This window comes from Burkholderia sp. LMG 13014 (genome assembly GCF_905232215.1).
Classification (GTDB): Bacteria; Pseudomonadota; Gammaproteobacteria; order Burkholderiales; family Burkholderiaceae; genus Burkholderia.
In genome coordinates, this window is record NZ_CAJNKE010000429.1 from 1 (window position 1) to 5,175 (window position 5,175).

Consider the following 5,175-nt stretch of genomic DNA (forward strand, 5'->3'; position numbering starts at 1 on the left):
ACGTGCTGGTGAACAACGCGGGCATCAACGTGTTCGCCGATCCGCTGACGATGACCGACGACGACTGGCGCCGCTGCTTCGCGGTCGATCTCGACGGTGTGTGGCACGGCTGCCGCGCGGCGCTGGAGGGGATGGTCGAACGCGGCCGCGGCAGCATCGTGAACATCGCGTCGACGCACGCGTTCAGGATCATCCCGGGCTGCTTTCCTTATCCGGTCGCGAAGCACGGCGTGCTGGGCCTCACGCGTGCGCTCGGCATCGAATACGCGGCGCGCAACGTGCGCGTGAACGCGATCGCGCCGGGCTACATCGAGACGCAGCTCACGCGCGACTGGTGGGACGCGCAACCCGACCCTGCCGCCGCACGCGCCGAAACGCTCGCGCTGCAGCCGATGAAGCGGATCGGCCGGCCCGAGGAGGTCGCGATGACGGCCGTGTTCCTGGCGTCCGACGAGGCGCCGTTCATCAATGCCGCGTGCATCACCGTCGATGGCGGTCGCGCGGCGCTGTATCACGACTGACGCAACGATTCGAAAGACCGCACGTGCGACGGCCGCGCGCACGCTGCGTCGAAACCAACAAGCGGCTGCATCCTGTTCGATGAAGACAAGGAGACACTGGAGATGAAACGCAGAACGTTCGTAACGCTGGCTGCCGCGGCCGCAGTGGTGATCGGAAGCCCCGTCGTGCATGCGGCCGATCCGGTCAAGATCGGCTTCCTCGTGAAGCAACCGGAAGAGCCGTGGTTCCAGGACGAGTGGAAGTTCGCCGAGATGGCGGCGAAGCAAAAAGGCTTCACGCTCGTGAAGATCGGCGCGCCGTCCGGTGAAAAGGTGATGAGCGCGATCGACAACCTGTCCGCGCAGAAGGCGCAGGGCTTCATCATCTGCACGCCGGACGTGAAGCTCGGGCCGGGCATCGTCTCGAAGGCGAAGTCGCACAACCTGAAGATGATGACGGTCGACGACCGCTTGGTCGATGGCGCGGGCAAGCCGATCGAGTCGGTCCCGCACATGGGGATCTCCGCGTACAACATTGGCAAGCAGGTCGGCGACGGCATCGCGGCCGAGATCAAGAAGCGCGGCTGGGACATGAAGGACGTCGGCGCGATCGACATCACCTACGAGCAGCTGCCGACCGCGCACGACCGCACGAGCGGCGCGACCGACGCGCTGGTGGCCGCCGGCTTCCCGAAGGCGAACGTGATCGCGGCGCCGCAGGCGAAGACCGACACGGAAAACGCGTTCAACGCGGCGAACATCGCCCTCACGAAGAACCCGCAGTTCAAGCACTGGGTCGCCTACGGCCTGAACGACGAGGCCGTGCTCGGCGCGGTGCGCGCGGCCGAAGGGCGCGGCTTCAAGGCCGACAACATGGTCGGTATCGGCATCGGCGGCTCCGATTCGGCGCTGAACGAGTTCAAGAAGCCGCAGCCGACGGGCTTCTACGGCACCGTGATCATCAGCCCGAAGCGCCACGGCGAGGAAACCTCGGACCTGATGTACACGTGGATCACGCAAGGCAAGGCACCGCCGGCGCTGACGCTGACGACGGGCATGCTCGCGACGCGCGACAACGTGTCGAAGGTGCGCGACGAGATGGGGCTCGCGTCGAAGTAAGCGGCCCGCCGGCTGCCGCGGCGATGCGGCGGCCGGCGGTCGATCGATCCGGAAGTGGGGAGACGACGTGTCAGCGGCACTGCGTTTTGACAATATCGGCAAGGTCTTTCCCGGCGTGCGCGCACTCGACGGCATCTCGTTCGACGTGCACGCGGGCGAGGTGCATGGCCTGATGGGCGAGAACGGCGCGGGCAAGTCGACGCTGCTGAAGATTCTCGGCGGCGAATACCAGCCCGATGCGGGCAGCGTGCTGGTCGACGGCCAGCCGGTGCAATTCGCGAATGCGGCCGCGTCGATCGCGGCCGGCATCGCGGTGATCCACCAGGAGCTGCAGTACGTGCCCGACCTGACGGTCGCGGAGAACCTGCTGCTCGGCCGCCTGCCGAATGCGTTCGGCTGGGTGAGGAAGCGCGAGGCGAAGCGCTACGTGCGCGAGCGGCTCGCCGCGATGGGCGTCGATCTCGATCCCGACGCGAAACTCGGGCGGCTGTCGATCGCGCAGCGGCAGATGGTCGAGATCTGCAAGGCGCTGATGCGCAATGCGCGCGTGATCGCGCTCGACGAGCCGACCAGTTCGTTGTCGCATCGCGAGACCGAGGTGCTGTTCAAGCTCGTCGACGATCTGCGCGCGCAGGGCCGCGCGCTGATCTATATCTCGCACCGGATGGACGAGATCTACCGGCTGTGCGATGCGTGCACGATCTTCCGCGACGGGCGCAAGATCGCGTCGCACGAATCGCTGGCCGACGTGCCGCGCGAACGGCTCGTCGCCGAGATGGTCGGACGCGAGATTTCGGATATCTATCATTACGCACCGCGCACGCTCGGTGACGTGCGCCTTGCCGCCGACGGCATCGACGGCCCGGCATTGCGCGAACCCGCGAGCTTCTCGGTGCGCGCGGGCGAGATCGTCGGCTTCTTCGGGCTCGTCGGCGCGGGCCGCAGCGAGCTGATGCGGCTCGTGTACGGCGCGGATCGCCGGCGCGCGGGCGTGCTGACGCTCGACGGTGCGCGCATCGACGTGAAGCGCACCGGCGACGCGATCCGCCACGGCATCGTGCTGTGCCCCGAGGATCGCAAGGAAGAGGGGATCATCGCGATCGCGTCGGTCGCGGAGAACATCAACATCAGCTGCCGCCGCCATTCGCTGCGCGCGGGGCTCTTCATCAACCGCAAGGCCGAAAGCGAAACGGCCGACCGCTTCATCCAGCGGCTGAAGATCAAGACACCGAACCGGCGCCAGAAGATCCGCTTCCTGTCGGGCGGCAACCAGCAGAAGGCGATCCTGTCGCGCTGGCTCGCGGAGCCCGACCTGAAGGTCGTGATCCTCGACGAGCCGACGCGCGGGATCGACGTCGGCGCGAAGCACGAGATCTACGACGTGATCTACCGGCTCGCGGAGCGCGGCTGCGCGATCGTGATGGTGTCGTCGGAGCTGCCGGAAGTGCTCGGCGTGTCCGACCGCATCGTCGTGATGCGCGAAGGCCGGATCGCGGGCGAGCTGCCGCGCGAACAGGCGAACGAGCACGCGGTGCTGAGCCTCGCGTTGCCGCAGACGAGCGCCGTCGAGGCGGCCTGACACGGAACACGACAATCGAATCGGACACGCGCGGCGCGGGCCGCGCGATGCAGGAGCAGGAGACACCATCATGCAAGTCAACGAAAACCTTGGCAGCGCCGCCGTGAAGCCGTCGGCCGACGCGCTGGTGCCGCAACAGAGCGACCGCCAGAAGTGGTGGCAGCATCTGACCGAATACAGCCTGATCGCGATCTTCGCGGTGATGTTCATCACGATGTCGCTCACCGTCGATCACTTCTTCTCGATCGACAACATGCTCGGCCTCGCGCTGTCGATCTCGCAGATCGGCATGGTCGCGTGCACGATGATGTTCTGTCTCGCGTCGCGCGACTTCGACCTGTCGATCGGCTCGACCGTCGCGTTCTCGGGCGTGCTGTGCGCGATGGTGCTGAACGCGACCGACAACACGTTCGTCGCGATCATCGCGGCGGTCGCGGCCGGCGCCGCGATCGGCTTCGTGAACGGCGCGGTGATCGCGTACCTGCGCATCAACGCGCTGATCACGACGCTTGCGACGATGGAGATCGTGCGCGGGCTCGGCTTCATCGTGTCGAAGGGGCAGGCGGTCGGCGTGTCGTCGGATACCTTCATCGCGCTCGGCGGGCTGTCGCTGTTCGGCGTGTCGCTGCCGATCTGGGTCACGCTGCTGTGCTTCATCGCGTTCGGCGTGCTGCTGAACCAGACCGTGTATGGCCGCAACACGCTCGCGATCGGCGGCAACCCCGAGGCGTCGCGGCTCGCGGGGATCAACGTCGAACGCACGCGCGTGTACATCTTCCTGATCCAGGGCGCGGTGACGGCGCTCGCGGGCGTGATCCTGGCCTCGCGCATCACGTCGGGCCAGCCGAACGCCGCGCAGGGCTTCGAGCTGAACGTGATCTCCGCGTGCGTGCTCGGCGGCGTGTCGCTGATGGGCGGCCGCGCGACGATCTCGGGCGTCGTGATCGGCGTGCTGATCATGGGCACCGTCGAGAACGTGATGAACCTGCTGAACATCGACGCGTTCTACCAGTACCTCGTGCGCGGCGCGATCCTGCTCGCGGCCGTGCTGCTCGACCAGCTGAAGAACCGCGGCGTCCGCGATTGACCCGATCTGCTCTTACGGAGACGAACCGCATGACCATCGACACTTCCGCGCACGCCCCGCACACCGCGAGCCACGCGCGCTATGCACGGTATCCGAGCCTCGAGGATCGCGCGGTGCTGATCACGGGCGGCGCGACCGGTATCGGCGCGGCGTTCGTCGAACACTTCGCAGAACAGGGGGCGCGCGTCGCGTTCGTCGATCTCGACGCGGCGGCCGGTGCCGCGCTGGCGGAACGCCTCGCGCACGTACGTCATGCGCCGCTGTTCATCCAGTGCGACCTGACCGACATCGACGCGCTGCGCCATGCGATCGATGCGATCCGCGCGCGCATCGGCGCGATCGCGGTGCTCGTGAACAACGCGGCGAACGACGCGCGCCACACGATCGGCGATGTGACGCCCGAATCGTTCGACGCGGGCATCGCGGTGAACCTGCGTCACCAGTTCTTCGCCGCGCAGGCGGTGATCGACGACATGAAGCAGCAGGGCGGTGGCGCGATCGTCAATCTCGGCTCGATCAGCTGGATGCTGAAGAACGGCGGCTATCCCGTGTACACGATGGCGAAGGCCGCCGTGCAGGGGCTCACGCGCGGCCTCGCGCGCGACCTCGGCCCGTTCGGCATCCGCGTGAATTCGCTGGTGCCCGGCTGGGTGATGACCGACAAGCAGCGCCGGCTGTGGCTCGACGACGCGGGCCGCGCGGCGATCAAGGCCGGCCAGTGCCTCGATGCCGAGCTGCTGCCCGCCGATCTCGCGCGGATGGCGCTGTTCCTCGCGGCCGACGACAGCCGGATGATCACCGCGCAGGACGTGATCGTCGACGGCGGCTGGGCCTGACCGTTCGCACGACCCGCATCGTTTCTTCGACGAAGGAAAGGAGTTCATCATGAC

Annotated in this window: 5 protein-coding genes; all 5 read left to right on the top strand. The window is 67.2% G+C overall.

The features are described 5' to 3' along the window. Window positions 1-521: SDR family oxidoreductase (locus tag JYJ84_RS27825; RefSeq protein ID WP_205189720.1), on the top strand; the 521-nt coding region annotated here is incomplete at its 5' end. A gap of 102 nt (window positions 522-623) precedes the next feature. Beyond that, window positions 624-1,619, top strand: coding sequence for an arabinose ABC transporter substrate-binding protein (locus JYJ84_RS27830; protein WP_122944435.1), 996 nt, complete (start codon window positions 624-626; stop codon window positions 1,617-1,619). 67 nt (window positions 1,620-1,686) lie between these two features. Beyond that, the gene (gene araG / locus JYJ84_RS27835; RefSeq protein WP_122944436.1) at window positions 1,687-3,198 is read left to right on the top strand and encodes an L-arabinose ABC transporter ATP-binding protein AraG; all 1,512 of its coding nucleotides are present in this window, start codon (window positions 1,687-1,689) and stop codon (window positions 3,196-3,198) included. 70 nt (window positions 3,199-3,268) lie between these two features. Continuing rightward, window positions 3,269-4,285 carry an L-arabinose ABC transporter permease AraH gene (gene araH, locus JYJ84_RS27840; RefSeq protein ID WP_011350896.1) on the top strand — a complete coding sequence of 339 codons (1,017 nt, stop codon included), beginning with the start codon at window positions 3,269-3,271 and terminating at the stop codon, window positions 4,283-4,285. Window positions 4,286-4,314: 29 nt separating this feature from the next. Then, the gene (locus JYJ84_RS27845) at window positions 4,315-5,121 is read left to right on the top strand and encodes an SDR family NAD(P)-dependent oxidoreductase (RefSeq protein WP_175222945.1); all 807 of its coding nucleotides are present in this window, start codon (window positions 4,315-4,317) and stop codon (window positions 5,119-5,121) included. The last annotated feature ends 54 nt before the right edge of the window (window positions 5,122-5,175 follow it).